Annotated in this window: 13 protein-coding genes and 2 pseudogenes; 14 read left to right on the top strand and 1 reads right to left on the bottom strand. The window is 50.3% G+C overall.

Translation table 11 applies throughout. The annotated features are described in order from the left end of the window. Nucleotides 1-33 precede the first annotated feature (33 nt). From ACMWJS_RS06530 to ACMWJS_RS06480, 11 genes are all read left to right on the top strand, one after another. Nucleotides 34-471, top strand: coding sequence for a hypothetical protein (locus ACMWJS_RS06530; protein WP_414746821.1), 438 nt, complete (start codon nucleotides 34-36; stop codon nucleotides 469-471). Between the two features lie 59 nt (nucleotides 472-530). Next, the gene (locus ACMWJS_RS06525; protein ID WP_414746820.1) at nucleotides 531-3,116 is read left to right on the top strand and encodes a type VI secretion system Vgr family protein; all 2,586 of its coding nucleotides are present in this window, start codon (nucleotides 531-533) and stop codon (nucleotides 3,114-3,116) included. A 1-nt stretch (nucleotide 3,117) separates the two neighbouring features. Continuing rightward, entirely contained in the window at nucleotides 3,118-3,624 is a 507-nt protein-coding gene (locus ACMWJS_RS06520; RefSeq protein ID WP_235830431.1) for a hypothetical protein, read from the top strand. A gap of 208 nt (nucleotides 3,625-3,832) precedes the next feature. After that, on the top strand, nucleotides 3,833-4,273 hold the full coding sequence (locus ACMWJS_RS06515; protein ID WP_414746819.1) for a hypothetical protein: 441 nt from the start codon (nucleotides 3,833-3,835) through the stop codon (nucleotides 4,271-4,273). Between the two features lie 3 nt (nucleotides 4,274-4,276). Continuing rightward, complete coding sequence (locus ACMWJS_RS06510; protein WP_414746818.1) at nucleotides 4,277-4,744, top strand: hypothetical protein; 468 nt, start codon at nucleotides 4,277-4,279, stop codon at nucleotides 4,742-4,744. A 231-nt stretch (nucleotides 4,745-4,975) separates the two neighbouring features. Further along, nucleotides 4,976-5,353, top strand: coding sequence for a hypothetical protein (locus ACMWJS_RS06505; RefSeq protein WP_414746817.1), 378 nt, complete (start codon nucleotides 4,976-4,978; stop codon nucleotides 5,351-5,353). Nucleotides 5,354-5,428: 75 nt separating this feature from the next. Beyond that, nucleotides 5,429-5,869, top strand: coding sequence for a DcrB-related protein (locus ACMWJS_RS06500; protein ID WP_045418995.1), 441 nt, complete (start codon nucleotides 5,429-5,431; stop codon nucleotides 5,867-5,869). A 3-nt stretch (nucleotides 5,870-5,872) separates the two neighbouring features. Then, nucleotides 5,873-10,261 (top strand): RHS repeat-associated core domain-containing protein, encoded by a 4,389-nt coding sequence (locus tag ACMWJS_RS06495; RefSeq protein WP_414746816.1) that lies wholly within the window; start codon nucleotides 5,873-5,875, stop codon nucleotides 10,259-10,261. After that, a complete protein-coding gene (locus tag ACMWJS_RS06490) occupies nucleotides 10,261-11,259 on the top strand; it encodes a hypothetical protein (protein WP_262789654.1) in 999 nt (332 codons plus the stop codon). Before ACMWJS_RS06495 ends, ACMWJS_RS06490 begins: the two co-directional genes overlap by 1 nt. Before the next feature lie 358 nt (nucleotides 11,260-11,617). After that, a complete protein-coding gene (locus tag ACMWJS_RS06485; protein ID WP_095428360.1) occupies nucleotides 11,618-12,088 on the top strand; it encodes an Imm26 family immunity protein in 471 nt (156 codons plus the stop codon). 42 nt (nucleotides 12,089-12,130) lie between these two features. Beyond that, complete coding sequence (locus tag ACMWJS_RS06480) at nucleotides 12,131-12,574, top strand: DUF6386 family protein (protein WP_095428361.1); 444 nt, start codon at nucleotides 12,131-12,133, stop codon at nucleotides 12,572-12,574. A 39-nt stretch (nucleotides 12,575-12,613) separates the two neighbouring features. Here the strand turns inward: ACMWJS_RS06480 and ychF are convergent. After that, nucleotides 12,614-12,723 (bottom strand): annotated as a pseudogene (ychF, locus tag ACMWJS_RS06475) (redox-regulated ATPase YchF); the annotation flags it as partial. Nucleotides 12,724-12,774: 51 nt separating this feature from the next. On the opposite strand from ychF, the pseudogene ACMWJS_RS06470 reads away from it, so the two are divergent. The 3 genes and pseudogenes from ACMWJS_RS06470 to ACMWJS_RS06460 form a co-directional block, all read left to right on the top strand. Next, nucleotides 12,775-13,956, top strand: a pseudogene (locus ACMWJS_RS06470) (RHS repeat-associated core domain-containing protein); the annotation flags it as partial. An 11-nt stretch (nucleotides 13,957-13,967) separates the two neighbouring features. Further along, nucleotides 13,968-14,447: an SMI1/KNR4 family protein gene (locus ACMWJS_RS06465; protein ID WP_414746815.1), complete on the top strand. Its 480-nt coding sequence runs from the start codon at nucleotides 13,968-13,970 to the stop codon at nucleotides 14,445-14,447. Nucleotides 14,448-14,614: 167 nt separating this feature from the next. Then, on the top strand, nucleotides 14,615-15,088 hold the full coding sequence (locus ACMWJS_RS06460) for a hypothetical protein (protein WP_095428363.1): 474 nt from the start codon (nucleotides 14,615-14,617) through the stop codon (nucleotides 15,086-15,088). Nucleotides 15,089-15,112: the final 24 nt, after the last annotated feature.

Genomic DNA, 15,112 nt, shown 5'->3' with positions numbered 1-15,112 from the left:
CCTGGAGAACAACATGTATAAATGTGGTACGTTATGATTCAATGGCTTTTCTTTATTCTCTTTATGATTTGGACACTAGCGCTTATCTGGAATGGAAAAGACTTATTCAGTAAAAAACAATGGTTCTTTGCTGGGTTGATGTTCGTTCTGGTGCTAGTGGCTACGGTTGTTATTGGTTTTACGTTGAAATGGCTCGCTCAGTCAATGTCATTATTCTCCGTCGCAACGGCGAAACAATATTCGATTATCTTTTCCATGTCTTTCCTGTGCGTATGGGGACTAAAAGTTACCGTTGTGCTGCTCTGCACGATCTTTTCCGGGATTACAGGAGGGCACAAAAAATACAATGCTGAAAATTATGAAGCAATATCGTCTATAATACGCGTCGTTGCGCCTGGCTTACTTATCGTTGCTAAAAGCGTAGTTTCCCTGGGTAGCGTCCTTATGTTTTCAGGTTTATGGCTTAAATAAGCACGATTTAAAAAATATCTCAATGAACACCGAGACTAGTCCATAGTGGAATAAAGATTATGCTCAACCGAATTACCGTTCAGCTCCCGGTGGAGGGGCTTCTGTTCTGGAAACTGACGGGCCGCGAGGCGATGTCCGAGTCGTTCGCGCTGACGCTGACCGTGCTCGGCACGGACGCGCGCATTGACCGCAGTAAGCTGCTGGGCCAGCCGGTCACCGTGACCATCCCGACGCAGAGCCTGCTGACGTCCCGCTATATTAACGGCAAGATTACCCGCGTGGCGGTCAGCGCCGTTGAGCTGACGGGCACCCGCTATGCGGTGTACCAGCTGACGGTGGAGCCGGACCTGTGGCCGATGAAGCGCGACCGTAACCTGCGTATCTTCCAGGGCCAGACGGTGCCGCAGATTGTGAAAACCCTGCTGGGTGAGCATCAGGTCAACGTTGAGGACAAACTCACCGGCAGCTACCGGGTGTGGGACTACTGCGTGCAGTATCAGGAGTCGAGCCTGGACTTCATCAGCCGCCTGATGGAGCTGGAGGGGATTGCGTATCACTTCCGCCATGAGGCGGACAAGCACACCCTGGTGCTCACCGACGCCGCCACGCAGTACCAGCCGTTCAGCGGCTATGAGGTCATTCCTTACCATCAGACGCCGTCAGGCGGCAGTACGGATGAAGAGGGCATCAGCCAGTGGGCGCTGGAGGACAGCGTGACGCCGGGGATTTACAGCCTCGACGACTATGACTTCCGCAAGCCGAACGCGTGGCTGTTCCAGGCCCAGCAGAACCCGGCATCGCCGAAGCCGGGCAGCATCGACGTGTACGACTGGCCGGGTCGCTTTGTGGACAAAGGGCACGGGGAGTTCTATGCCCGCATCCGTCAGGAACGCTGGCAGGTGGAGCATCAGCAGATTCAGGCCACCGCCACGGCGGCGGGGATTGCGCCCGGGCACACCTTCACCTTAACCAACGCGCCGTTCTTCAGCGATAACGGTGAATATCTGGTGACGGCGGCGGGTTACCACCTCGAAGAGAACCGCTATGCCAGCGGCGAGGGGGAGACCATTCACCGGACCGATTTCACGGTCATCCCGTCGGCGGTGGTGTACCGTCCGGCGCAGTTCACGGCGTGGCCGCGCACCTACGGCCCGCAGACGGCGAAAGTGGTGGGGCCGAAGGGCGAGAGTATCTGGACGGACAAATACGGCCGGGTGAAGGTGAAGTTCCACTGGGACCGTCTGGCGAAGGGCGATGACACCAGTTCCTGCTGGGTGCGCGTGTCGAGCGCGTGGGCGGGCCAGGGCTACGGCGGGGTGCAGATCCCGCGCGTCGGCGATGAGGTGGTGGTGGACTTTATCAACGGCGACCCGGACCGTCCGATCATTACCGGTCGCGTGTACAACGACGCGAGCATGCCGCCGTGGGCGCTGCCGGCTGCGGCGACGCAGATGGGCTTTATGAGCCGCACGAAAGACGGTTCCGTGGACAACGCCAACGCCCTGCGGTTTGAGGATAAAGCGGGTGCAGAGCAGGTGTGGATCCAGGCCGAGCGCAACATGGACACCAGCGTTAAAAATGATGAAACACACAGCGTCGGCGGCGAGCGCAGCCATTACGTGAAGAAAAATGAGCTGCATCGCGTGGAAGCGAATCAGACACAGGCCGTGAAAGGTGGCACCGAGATCCTGACGGGGAAAGGCAAGCTGGATGCGGCGGTGGAGCAGTACGTCATTGCTTCCGGGACGAAGCTGCGGCTGGTCTCCGGTGAGAGTGCCATTGAGCTGAATGCTAACGGCAAGATTAACCTCATCGGCAAAGAGTTTAACTTCTTCGTGGAAGGGGATGGGTATATCACCACGGGCGGCAAGCTGCACCTGAATACCTCTGGCACAAAACCTGGCACAACGGCACCGGGATCGGGGCATAAAGGGGATATTGATGCGGCGGTGCAGGCAAAGTTTTCGCCGCAAGAGAGCGCTAATCGTCCCGCCCCCGTTGCGGCTCCTGCAGTAGGCCAATCGAAACCGGCTCCTGCTTCAGCTTCAACAACAGCTCCCCCTTTGAAAGGTAATTATATTTACAAAAATAGTCCGGATGGTTCAGACGTTATGCCTTTGAATGACGATGTTGTAAAAGAAATCAATAAGTCGCCTACCCTTCAAACGCAGTTAAAAGATTTGAAAGACAAGGGATGGGCGATTCAACCAGGTGCGACTGGAGGGGGAAGTTATACTGATTCGGATAATAAACTGATCGTTATGGATCCCGAACACATGGAAGACACAGCCAATACAGTACAAACACTTGCTCATGAAGCAGGGCATGCAACATATCCTGTTGCAGCGGACTATTCTAGTAAAGAAAATTTCGTTAACAGCCAGCTTATGGATGAAGGTGGTGCAACATTGAATAATATCAAAATACAGCGTGAAATCTTGGGAAATGGCGGTATTGATATTGATATAGCGGGAAGCCCTGAAAATCTCAAAGCTTACAATGCTGCCTATGATAAAATGATAAGTGGTGAGCTGTCGCGCGTTGATGCAGCAAAAGCTATAGGTAAAGTCTATGGTAAAGGCGAAATAGCTTCGGGCACCGATCTCAACTACAGCGATTATTACGGGAGTTTCTATGGTAAGTAGAATGACAAAAAACATCATCTTTTTTTTGCTCCCACTCTTTTCAACATTTTCTTACGCAGGACAAACGAACATGAACCAAGATTCTTTATGGCATATTATTAAAGAACTCAAAACAGTATGGGGAAAACAGGCCGAGGACGTAAGTAAACTTCTCAATCAACCACTCATCAAAAAAAATCCAGAAACGAAAGACCGTTATACGTCGGTTCCATTCACATTATCTGATGGAACACGTATCAGCGATTTAGATGTTCGTTTATGGGGGAACGGAGATAATAGCGTTTCACTTGTCTCGTTTGTAATCGAACAGCCTTGCATTACGCTCGAACAAGTCAAAACTCATTTCCCGGATGTTAAAGTTTCTAACATTCCTCGTGGGAATACCGCAGGACAATCTGTTGGATACCGAACCGTTACTGATGAGAGAGGACTTGCATGGGCATTTAGTTTCCCGGTAATGAACCAGGAATGCCTAAATAGAGTCGTTATGTCGCGTTACGATCGTTAATAAGTGTTGTGTTTTCATGCCGGCACGGGTATTTCGCTGCCGGTTTGCAGTATCCGTGAAAAACGTAATTTACATCAAGTTAGTGACGATAAACGTGAAAAAACACACGCCGATATTTCTGTGTTTATCCCTGATATTTAGTTGTCTGAGTAGTAATGTTGTTTTGGCAGAAGCTATGCCGCCTGTTCTGACTAAACAGGATTTTTCCGTGCAGATCAAAGACCAGCCTGTCGCCCTGGGCGACAGATGGACGCCTGATATTGCCCGTAAAATTGACGTACCGGTGGAAGGCAGTTTTACCGGTGAGGTTCCTTTTGATGGAGTCCACTATAAATTCTTTCAGCATCAAAACGCTGGAGTAGAAATATTCACTTCCAACCTCTGGTGGGATAAAGCGGAAAGAAGCATTGATGATTATATCGTCTATCAAATTACGCTGACTGCCGAAGACTTCGCAACGCCGCGTGGTGTCTATGTGGGTTCAACGAGAAAGGAACTGAACAGCGCATACGGTACCGGTCAGGTCGACAATGATGCGGGGGAGCAGTGGATTACCTACGAATTGGATAAAAAACTGCTCTCTTTTGAGATAAAAGACGACAACGTTATAAAAATAACGATGAATTACAACAATGATTCTCAAGAATAATTTATGACCAAAAAATATGTTGCAGTCGTATTGTTCACGGCTTTATTGACAGGCGTCGTTGAAACGTCATCGGCACTTGAATTATCGCAATACAATAAGCTCGATACGGTAAGTCGCATCCTTAACGACAGTGAAGTGACAGACAATCTCAGGACGCTGTTGGGGAATCATTACCAAACCTTTATTGATAACTTTGACGTCTTCGGCGAACCGCATACCACCACTGGTGGAGGATTGTTTGTTGAAGGCTGGCTAAAAGATCTTTATCTGGAGAACGCGTCAGCGCTGGTTATCAATCCTGACGGCAAAATCTTTGCGGCCTGGGTGGTTCCGGAGTCGGACGTAATCCATTACCAATCCTCTGATAATAGCCCGGGTATTAATGCTGATATCCAGCAATGGGCCGCCAGATTCCATACGATGCAGTTTGCAACGAACAGCCAATCGAGACCTGCGTTTGACGGGGTTTGAGCAGGCGGGGTTGGCAACGACTCGACGTTAACCCTGCAGTTAGCTGAATCAGGCAACCGTATCACAGGGTCTTATTGCTATATCTCCCAGAGAGGGAATCACATTGACTGCCCGGAAGAAGATGAGCGAAATCTTAGCGGTACGATCGCGAGAAACCGTGCAAACGTAGAGTTCAACTCATCGTTTGGCGGCGCAGGCGGACGGGCTGTTCTGGAAATAAAGGGGAGTGAAATGGAATGGCGTCTGGTAACGCCTCCACAAAAAGGAAATGATTATACTCCGCTGCGTTATACGTTACGTAAAGCCGCTTCGGTTCATCACGCTGAAACCAGAAAACTGGACACCGACAAGTTCACTATTTCTCTGATAAACAAGTGCGGGCGTTTCGAGGGTGAATGTGACCAGATGGTTTATCTCGGTGTGCGCAAAAGCGATAACAGTACGATCTCCTTAAAGGGAAAAACGTTGCACGACCCCACTGGTAAAATAATCGGCTCAACGTACAAGAATGGCGAGATCGCTTATACCGTGACGTATGCACCCGTGAAATTGCTTGTCAGCAAAGGCAGCCATGTTTTAGTCGAACAGTCAGGTCAATGGCGTAAATAATAAAACAGCCAGCCAAAGGGCCAACATGGATTGGCCTTCATGTTTCTCTCAATATTAATCATCCCGAGTTCACTTATGAAATACACCCTCCAGGAAGGTTCATTTTCCCTTTTTCCTGCTGCCTGGCAGGATAACAGCATGAACATCATTCGCGATGACGAAAGCGGGCTGTCCGTGGTGGTCAGCCGCGGCGTGATTCCCGATGGCAGCGACTACGAACAAGAGTTTCACCGCCAGTGGGATGTGTTGCGTCCTCAGATGGGTGAGATCGCCCAGAGCGAATTCCGGAACGTAAACGCCGGGCCTGACGGAAAAATTAACGGGCTGGAAGTTGAGACCACGTTTGACCGTAACGGGCAACGCCTGTGGCAAAAACAGCTGGCCTTGCAGACGCCGGGCAAACCGGTATTGATGATTTTTACCCTCTCGGCATTAAGAGCCTTTACCGAAGAGGACGAGGTGCGCTGGAGCGCGCTTAAGCAGAGTCTGACGCTAAACGACAACCGGAATGTGTAAGGCATGAGCGATAACAACGCGGCCCGTAAGGGCGACGAGATTATTCACTCCAGCATTTTTGCTGACATCACCAGCATCGTGGCGGAAGGTGCCGCCTATGCGGTGATCGGCGCGGCGGTGGGGCTGGCGGCTACGGCCGCCGCGCCACTCCTCGGTGCCGGAGCCGCCGCAGCGGGCGTGGCGGCGATTGGGTCCAGCTGTCTGTTAAGCGGGATTATTGGTGGCGTGCTGGCGAACGTGGCGGGGATCACCGACGACATCAGCAACGCCGCGGAAGGGTTAGGCAATGCGCTTTTCCCGCCGTCGCCTGCGGGTAAAATTACCACCGGTTCGAACAACGTACTGACCAACGCAATCCCCGCAGCACGTGCGGCAGGCACGCTGACGCCCGCCGATACACCGTCCCCTGAGCCACAGTCGCCGGGCAGCTTTGCCGATTACGCGGGCATGCTGCTTTCCGCCGCCGGACAGTTTGGCAGCGAAATGTGGCAGCCGAGTGTCGCCTCTGCCGCCGCGGGGACCTCGCCGCTGGAAGAAGACAAGGTGGCGTGTGAAAAGCACTCCGGGCCGCAGTATCTGGCGGAAGGCTCTAAAAGCGTCTTTATCAACGGGCAGCCCGCGGTGCGTGCGAAAGATCGCACCACCTGCGAAGGCACCGTTTCCGCCGATGTCTCCCCGAACGTGATCATCGGCGGGGACACGCTCACGGTCCGCGATATCAAAAGCGGTAAAACGCCGGGTCTGGCGCTGGGGATGATTGCGCTCTCCCTGCTACGCGGGCGTCCGGGCAAGATCCTGAAAAACATGCCCTGCGCGCTGGCCGCAGCCGGCGGCGGGATGCTGGCGGATATGGCGGTCAACGCCGTGTTTGGCTCCTCGCACCCGGTCCACGCCGCCACTGGCGTGAAGGTGCTGAACGACGACGATGAGCTCGACTTCTCGCTGCCGGGGCGCTTCCCGCTTCGCTGGCAGCGCAGCTATAACAGCCTGACTACCCGCGAAGGGCTGTTCGGCCTGGGTTGGGCAACGACCTTTGACAGCTATCTCTTGCTGGAAGATAACCATGCGACCTGGTTCGATGAAACCGGGCGCGAGCTGAGCTTTGAACTGCCGCCTGTCGACCGCGCGTTTTACAGCATCAGCGAAGGCATCATTATCCGCCGCAATGAGAGCGGCGACGTGGCGATTGCCGACGATGACGGCGCGGTGTGGCGTCTGTACAAACCGACCCGCATGAATCCTTCTATCCTGCGTCTGGCCTCGCTCAGCGACGAATACGGCAACGCGCTGCTGACGGCGTGGGACGAGCACGGCAGGCTGATTGGTATCCATGATGAGCCGCGGGCCATCGACGTCACCCTGCGCTATGAAGATGAGCGCTTCCCGCTGCGCGTGACCGCAGCCAGCCATTTCGACGGCAACCAAACCTGGCCGCTGATGCAGTGGTGCTACGATGCGCGCGGCCAGTTGGCGAGCACGACGGACGCCTCCGGCGTGGTGACGCGTGAATACCGTTACAACGACCACGGCCTGATGGTCTGGCACCGGATGCCGGGCGGGCTGGAGAGCGAATACCGCTGGCAAAAATTCGACCACTGGCGCGTGGTGGAAAACCGCACCAGCACCGGCGACGGCTGCCGCTTTAGCTATGATTTGGCCACCGGGCTGACGACCGTCGAGCACTACGATGGTCAGACGCGCCGCCACTACTGGAACGCGCAGAATCTGATTGTCCGCTACGTAGACGAGCGCGGTGAAAACTGGCGCTACGAGTGGGATGATAACGAGCTTCTCACGCGTCGCATCGATCCGCTCGGCAATGCCGTCACCTTCGTCTACGACGAGATGGGCAACCGGGTGCAGGAGACCGATGCCGACGGCAATACCCGCACCACCACCTGGCTGGAGCACCGCGCGCTTCCCGCGGCCATTATCGAAGCCGACGGCAGCGCCACCCGGTTCTGGTACGACGAACATCACGGGCTGAAGCGCGTGGTGGACCCGATGGGGCAGACGACGCAGCTGCGCCGGGACGCGTTCGGCCAGGTCGTTGAAGAGGTCGATGCCGCAGGCAACAGCCGCTACCAGGAGTACAACGAGGCCGGGCAGATTGTCCGTTCGACGGACTGTTCCGGGCGTATTACCCGCTATCGCTATCATCCGCTGGGCTGGCTGGTGGCTGAGACTGGCGCCGACGGTGAAGAGACGCGCTACCGCTACGACGCCGCAGGGCGTCCGGTGCAGCTCGATCGCCCGGAAGGCTGGACGGAATCGCTCAAATGGAACGAACGCGGTCTGCCGGTGAAGCATGCGGGCGCTGACGGGAAAGAAAGTGAGTTCAGATACGACGAGGCGGGGCGCTTAACCGCCACCCGTAATACGCAGGGTGAAGAAGTGCGACGCCGCTGGGACAGCCGCGGGCGTCTGATTGCCCTGGAAAACGAGAACGGCGAAGCGTATCAGTTCCGCTGGGGGCCAGACTCGCTGCTGATGGAAGAGGTGGGGCTCGATGGCGTAGCCTCGCAGTATCGCTATGATGCCTGCGGGCGCACGATTGCGCGCACCTTTGCCGCCGGTCATCCGGAGGCTATCACCCACGCCTTCGCCTGGAGCGCGAGCGGCCAGCTGGTCGCCCGCACCACGCCGGAAGGGCAGACCCGCTACCATTACACGCCGTCCGGGCTATTAAGCCGGATTGGTCTGCATCCTGCGCTTTCAGCCGACGCGTGGACCACCGAGGCAGAGCAGGAGCTTGCCTTTGAGTATGACGCGCTCGGTCGCGTGACGCGCGAAGCGGGCGAGCACGGTGAGCTGGCGTGGGAGTATGACGCGCTGAGCAACCGCACCTCCGTCACGCTGCCCGATGGCCGCGAGCTGAAGCAGTTCTACTACGGCAGCGGGCATCTGCTCAGCATTGCTCTCGATAAGCTGTCGGTCTCCGATTTTACTCGCGACGAACTCCACCGTGAGACCAGCCGCACCCAGGGGCTGTTGACCACCCGCAGCGAGTACGACCGCCTCGGCCGACTGCACCGCCGGGACGTCTTTACCGGCAATGCGCAGCGCCCGTCGCCGCGCCGCTGGTCCCGCCGCTGGGATTACGACTACCGCAATAATCTGGTGCGCGAAGAGCGGGACGATAACCCGTTCAACTGGTACCGCTGGCAGTACGACAGCGCCGGGCGCCTGCTCGTTCAGGACGGCACGCTGCCTGGCCAGGAGCAGTGGCGCTGGGATGCAGCCGGTAACCCGCTGGAAGGATTTGCTGAGAAGGTCACGCACAACCGCCTGACGCAGCTGAACGGCATTCGCTGGCGTTATGACATCCACGGCCGCACCGTGGAGAAGGATAACGGCCAGACCCGCTGGCACTACCGCTACGACGGCGAACATCGCCTGATGGAGGTCATCAGCCAGCCGCGGGATCGCAACAAACCGCAGACGCAGGTCAGCTTCCGCTACGATCCGCTCGGTCGCCGCATCAGCAAAACGCGCCGCCAGATGCTGGGCGGACAGCCAACCGGCAAGTCGGTCACCACCCGGTTTGTCTGGGAAGGGTTCCGGCTGCTGCAGGAAGTGCACGGGGATGTGCCGCTGACCTACGTTTACAGCGATCAGGACAGTTACGACCCGCTGGCGCGTATTGACGGCGTTGATGCTCCGGAGATTTTCTGGTTCCACTGCCAGCCCAACGGCACGCCGGAGCGGATGACGGATATCGAAGGGCAGGTGCGCTGGGAAGGGGTGAACAGCGCCTGGGGCAAGCTGCTGCGGGAAAGCGAGAAGCAGATATCAGGATATTCTCAGAACCTGCGCATGCAGGGGCAATACCTGGACCGTGAGACAGGGCTGCACTACAATCTGTTCCGGTATTACGACCCGGACTGCGGACGGTTTACGCAGCAGGACCCGATAGGGCTGGCGGGGGGGATAAACCTTTACCAGTATGGTGCAAATAGTCTAACGCGAATAGACCCTCTGGGATTAAAACAAGAGGAAGTTATACGCTATATGAGTAAAGATGAAGCGATTGCATCAGCTTCTGAACGCGGTGGTAAAGGCGGATTGGTCCCTAACAATCGTGGTGATAAAGCCATATGGGTTAATCATGATAGTCGACCAGGATTTAACCCTGGAAATGAAAAGTATCGTGCAGTTATGACCGTCAATGACTCTGGGGTTGAGCTTCTTAATCAACATAGTGATATATCAAAAGTTGATTACAAAGAGACTGGGCTGAAAGATGGCGTTCTATCAAAGAGAAATGAACCTGGAGCAAAGGGCATCGGTAAAAATATCCTTTCTCGTTTTAATGATAAAATCACTTCATTCCAGATTGAAAAGAAAGATGCTAAAGGTAATTGGAAGAAATGTGGTAAGAGGATTACTTAATGATTTTTGAAATGTATCTACATAAAATTGAACACTTCACTAATGCGAGAGCAGAGATTGAAAGTTTTGGAAATTATGTCTATGTTCAGGATGAACCGGATCTGTTTCCCATTTGTTTTAAAAAAGAAAATGGGAAGCATGCAGAGTTGAGTCGTTGGCAAACTTGCTTTCCTAAAGTTATGTTACAGCGTACTTTAAAGAAGTTAGACTTAAGTGAAGATGAAACGTATACATTTGAAGTTTTCCTTTCCCGATTAGGTTATTTATTTCAAATAGATAACCGACAGCGTATAGATAAAGATATCTTTATCTTGTTTTATATGTATCAACTCTTTTCTTTAAAAAATAATAAAGAAGATTATGTAATAAAAGCAAAAAGCTTTTTTTTAAGATTTTTGTGTTTTGAAATGGGCATGGATGATGAGTCTTATAATTTGCTATGCATTACTAATGATGGACTCTGTATAAATACTCTTCGGCATGGTAAAGTATCAGTATTGTCTTTACTTGAGCAATTTTATGCGCAATTTGAAAAACAGAAAAACTTTGAAGATCTTAAATATATAAAACTCTATCAAACATCGGTGTTGAGTTTCTTGTTTGTTGCGGATGACGGTAATAATCGCCTGTTTTTTAATGATAAAAATTGCTATCTTATCGAACCTGATAACTTTATCAAAACATATAAAAAATCGAAAAAAATAATATATAGAGCTTTGGAGCAGTGTTTTGACAAGTATCAATCAACAAAGAACTTACTAATATCAAATTTCATTCTAATGAATTATTCGTATTATATTGTCAGAAATAATTTATCAGATCTCAAAAACCTAAGAAGGCATGTTCCTTCAGATATGTTTAGGCAAATAATTTCCTCTATAGCGTACAGAGGTTTTTTTGTGGATGAAGAAGAAATATTTAAGTTATTTTCTCATGAATACAAAATCAGCCTTGAAAATGAAGGTCGAATGCTATTTAATTTAATATATTCGATTTAAGACGTAATGTTTAAACACAATCGGGGGCTTTAGGTTTTGAATATTCAAACCGATGCTGGCCCTCGATACTCGAAGGCCAAGGTATGAGTGGTTGAGAATTTTACGGTTTGTTCGTTGTCAATTGAAAACTACATATACCTCATACCGTGCCTTAGTGGATGTGTCTATTAATAGTACGGATTATTTGCTTAACCAAAAGCATCATATGATCTTTTATTAGTATTTGATATTCTACGTTCTGCCTAATAAGCCGCTGACGAGTGTGATGGCATTTGCTGACGAGTCTGACAGGTAACTTAAGCTCAAATGCTATTTTGTGGGGCAAAGATTGGCTTGAAAAAAATTGGATTAATGAAAAATGGCCGACAGACTTGCAGTAGTGTCAGGAAATGAAAAACAAAAAAAGTGGCCTAAAGAAGGCGATGTTTTTTACTTTCAGTTAAATGATGGTCGATTAGGCTATGGTATGGTCTCCCTGGGTAAAATAGATATCGGTCCATTCAAAAATGCTATAGTTATATATATATATGACTATTTTACATCTTCACTTCAAGAAGATGCTGTATTGGCAAAAGATAATTTGCTATTACCGCCAATTATTACTGATAATTCATGTTGGAAAAACGGTTATTTCGTAACGTTTAAAACTATCGAAACGAGCGAAGTGGATATTTTACCACAACATTATTTTAAAAATCCTGTCAGAAATAAAATATATGATCAGCATGGAGTGGCAATTGACTCACCGACTGAGAATATACCAATCGGTGAAGAGTCGATTCAATTCTATAAAAGCGTTATAAAATCTATAGAAAGCTTTGTTAACTAATGGACTAGGCCGGGGAGATATTTCCGGCCTTTTGCTTACGCAATGAGAAAAATCATAATCATACAAACAGATACTGCCGCATTAGTTATTTATGATTTGATGTCATTAAAGCATAGAATTAATGATGATGTAGATTGGTGGAGTCTTCCAGAAGATGAACTTGAAGAAATAAACAAAGGGAATGTATTATTTCTCAATCTTGGAGATGATGGCGCCTATAAAGTACATATTAAAAGTGATGTTGATGAATATACCGGGTCGCTATTTTTAAATGTACCTTCTGGAAAGGTTTTCATTGGGGCGGGAGAAGATGTCACCGGCGGAGATCTTGAGCCTGATGACTCAGATGCTATTTCAGGTGAGTTTATTACTTTAGAACCTGGTAGTTACGAAGTTAAATATAAAAAGCAAGATTCAGATGTTCTAATTTCCTTTGCAAAAGCAACGTGTATTGAAAACTCATTAGAAGAGGGGGTTTATCTCTGATGAAATCCTCGCCTTGGCGTGGGTTTTCATCAAAAAACAAATATTAAACAATTGGCTCATTATGTAGCCATTTTTAACAATATACTTTTTCCCTTCTGCACGCAGCTTGCTTGCTTTTTCGCGCCTTGCTTACCTTTTCCCTCCATAAACTTTCAATATACTCGCGACGAACGACTCCAACCTGAGAATATCCCCGGTGGCTGCTGACCATCCGCAGCGAGTACGACCGCCTCGGCCGACTGCATCGCCGGGACGTCTTTACCCGCAATGCCCAGCGCCCGTCGCCACGCCGCGGGTCCCGCAGCTGGGATTACGACTACCGCAATAATCTGGTGAGGGAAGAGCGGGACGATAACCCGTTCAGTTGGTACCGCTGGCACTACCGCTACGATGGCGAACATCGCCTGACGGAAGTCATCAGCCAGCCGCGGGATCGCAACAAGCCGCAGACGCAGGTCAGCTTCCGCTACGATCCGCTCGGTCGCCGCATCAGCAAAACGCGCCGCCAGATGCTGGGCGGACAGCCAACCGGTAAGCCGGTTACCACCCGGTTTGTCTGGGAAGGGTTCCGGCTGCTGCAGGAAGTGCACGGGGATGTGCCGCTGACCTACGTTTACAGCGATCAGGACAGTTACGACCCGCTGGCGCGTATTGACGGCGTTGATGCTCCGGAGATCTTCTGGTTCCACTGCCAGCCCAACGGCACGCCGGAGCGGATGACAGACATCGAAGGGCAGGTGCGCTGGGAAGGGGCAAACAGCGCCTGGGGCAAGCTGCTGCGGGAAAGCGAGACGCAGGTATCAGGATATTCTCAGAACCTGCGCATGCAGGGGCAATACCTGGGCCGTGAGAAAGGGCTGCACTACAATCTGTTCCGGTATTATGACCCGGACTGCGGACGGTTTACGCAGCAGGACCCGATAGGGCTGGCGGGGGGGATAAACCTTTACCAGTATGCGCCGAATGCGCTGGGATGGGTGGATCCATGGGGGTTGGCATTAAAGGGAGTCGACTTTACAGGAAGCCCAGATCTTTTCCCAATCAATGGAACGAAACAAAACATTGTATCTATTACGATGCAAGGAACTCGAGATAGAGATTTTACCGAGGCTTTCAAGGCAGCCGGTATCTCTAAAAGTGAAGCAACCGGATATACATGGCATCATGTCGATGATTTTGACCCAGCCACAGGAAGGACAACAATGCAATTAGTAAAAACTTCTGCGCATGAAGCTACTTTCCCACATAAAGGCTCAGTCTCACAATTCGAGAAATATTTTGGTGTAAAATATGGTTCCCAAGAAGCCATTGCTGTTTCTCATTCTAAAGGCTGGTTGAAGGGGCGTGTTCCGAAAAAATTGCGTGCAAACTGTCACCAGTGAGGTATAAATCTATGAATCATTTCAGTAACTGTGAAAAAAAGATTGGACGTGAAGATATAGCAAAAATGGAAGAGAAATTATCTATTACTCTTCCGGATGATTTCGTTTCACATTATCTGCAATTTAATGGTGGCACTCCTGAGAAAAGTTGGTGGAATGATGAAGATTTTGAGCCAGTAGAGGTGGCAGGGTTTAAACCGTTTGTTTATAATAGTCAGACAAATGATGACCCTAGATCTTTAATTGATGGTTGCTATATCAATATGTTGGATAGGGAAGTGATTCCTAAAAACCTGCTTCCCTTCGCAAATGATTGGGGAGGGAATTTCTTCTGCCTGGATTTAGATAATTACTCAATTGTATACTTTGCTACAGATTCTTTTGACGAGGATTTGACTATGCAAGAGAATCACACAAAACTTCAAAGATATCTGACAAATTCATTTTCCAACTTTGTTAACGGATTAGTAACAGAAGAAGATCTTTCTTAAGAAAGCTTTTAAAATTTAAGCGATTAATTTAATGCGATTGCTGTTCTTATGAAATTTTTTTAATAAAACTCCATGGCAAATCATAGGGTTTTATTTGAAAGCAGCATGGCGCGCTTGGTGGTATGAACACACCTGGAACCCCCAAGAAAAATAAATCAGGTTAAAACATGAAATTATCCCAGTTAGCAATAGACAGGTTAAATAAAATTAATTGGTTTGTTAATCTTGGTAAGGCGATTACACTCCCTGGGGTTCTCCAGGCTCAGTCCCTTAGCCTGTTTATAAAAGGCCTGAATAGTGATGAATGGGAGAGTGCCACCCTGGAGGCTGTAAATGAAATAACGGGTTATCTCGCAAAAAAACACACTAGCAAATATCAATACTGGAACTCTTTGGTCAAAGAAGCTAAGAAAGTAGTGGAGAATGATATTATCCCAAAAATAATCTTCCCAGAGTCTGAGAAAAGCTCAATGATTGAGAGCTTAAAATGGGATCTTGTCAATTACTTGCTTGAAGATGTGTATAGTCCTTTACTACGAGAGCCGTTCTTTTCTAAGGGATTGATTAATGTTTATGAAGCTGGTCATATGCCTTGTGGATGGTCAGGTACTTGGCCAGCGGGAAAACTAGTTATCTATTGATAGACTCGCAATAAAAAAATCCAC

The organism is Enterobacter sp. HK-058-C-ECC, assembly GCF_047531125.1.
In the GTDB taxonomy this organism is placed as follows: Bacteria; Pseudomonadota; Gammaproteobacteria; order Enterobacterales; family Enterobacteriaceae; genus Enterobacter; species Enterobacter quasiroggenkampii.
The sequence above is the reverse complement of the archived record's forward strand: the minus strand, read 5'-3'. Positions and strand labels throughout refer to the sequence as shown.

What these genes read in the sequence shown, in the direction of transcription:
- ACMWJS_RS06530 (WP_414746821.1), top strand. Translation starts at nt 34, where the DNA reads ATGATTCAATGGCTTTTCTTTATTCTCTTTATGATTTGGACACTAGCG.
- ACMWJS_RS06525 (WP_414746820.1), top strand. Translation starts at nt 531, where the DNA reads ATGCTCAACCGAATTACCGTTCAGCTCCCGGTGGAGGGGCTTCTGTTC.
- ACMWJS_RS06520 (WP_235830431.1), top strand. Translation starts at nt 3,118, where the DNA reads ATGACAAAAAACATCATCTTTTTTTTGCTCCCACTCTTTTCAACATTT.
- ACMWJS_RS06510 (WP_414746818.1), top strand. Translation starts at nt 4,277, where the DNA reads ATGACCAAAAAATATGTTGCAGTCGTATTGTTCACGGCTTTATTGACA.
- ACMWJS_RS06505 (WP_414746817.1), top strand. Translation starts at nt 4,976, where the DNA reads ATGGAATGGCGTCTGGTAACGCCTCCACAAAAAGGAAATGATTATACT.
- ACMWJS_RS06500 (WP_045418995.1), top strand. Translation starts at nt 5,429, where the DNA reads ATGAAATACACCCTCCAGGAAGGTTCATTTTCCCTTTTTCCTGCTGCC.
- ACMWJS_RS06495 (WP_414746816.1), top strand. Translation starts at nt 5,873, where the DNA reads ATGAGCGATAACAACGCGGCCCGTAAGGGCGACGAGATTATTCACTCC.
- ACMWJS_RS06490 (WP_262789654.1), top strand. Translation starts at nt 10,261, where the DNA reads ATGATTTTTGAAATGTATCTACATAAAATTGAACACTTCACTAATGCG.
- ACMWJS_RS06485 (WP_095428360.1), top strand. Translation starts at nt 11,618, where the DNA reads ATGGCCGACAGACTTGCAGTAGTGTCAGGAAATGAAAAACAAAAAAAG.
- ACMWJS_RS06480 (WP_095428361.1), top strand. Translation starts at nt 12,131, where the DNA reads ATGAGAAAAATCATAATCATACAAACAGATACTGCCGCATTAGTTATT.
- ACMWJS_RS06465 (WP_414746815.1), top strand. Translation starts at nt 13,968, where the DNA reads ATGAATCATTTCAGTAACTGTGAAAAAAAGATTGGACGTGAAGATATA.
- ACMWJS_RS06460 (WP_095428363.1), top strand. Translation starts at nt 14,615, where the DNA reads ATGAAATTATCCCAGTTAGCAATAGACAGGTTAAATAAAATTAATTGG.